Origin of the sequence: Massilia sp. CT11-108 (assembly GCF_047302915.1) — a bacterium.
Classification (GTDB): Bacteria; Pseudomonadota; Gammaproteobacteria; order Burkholderiales; family Burkholderiaceae_D; genus Telluria; species Telluria orientalis.
This window is the reverse complement of the sequence record NZ_JBKYMO010001825.1, coordinates 1-229: the sequence shown is the minus strand read 5'-3', so window position 1 is coordinate 229 and position 229 is coordinate 1. Positions and strand designations below refer to the sequence as shown.

The window sequence follows — 229 nt, the reverse complement described above, 5'->3', positions numbered from 1 at the left end:
GCGCGGCCCTCGGGCTGGAGGGCACCGTTCTCGACATCCCGCGCGTGGCCGCCGTCGCGCATGACCACGACTTGCCGCTGCTCGTCGACGCGACGCTCGCCACGCCGTGGCTGCTGGCCGTGTTCGACCATGGCGCCGACCTCGTGGTCCATGGTGCCGCCTTCCTCGCGGGACAAGCGGGCGACCTCGCCCGCGCCCTGAAACTGGCGCAGAAAGGAGCCTGACATGC

Annotated in this window: 1 protein-coding gene; it reads left to right on the top strand. The window is 72.1% G+C overall.

The features are described 5' to 3' along the window. A partial coding sequence (locus ACEN88_RS36465) for a PLP-dependent transferase (protein WP_413347236.1) occupies positions 1-224 on the top strand: 224 nt, incomplete at its 5' end. Positions 225-229: the final 5 nt, after the last annotated feature.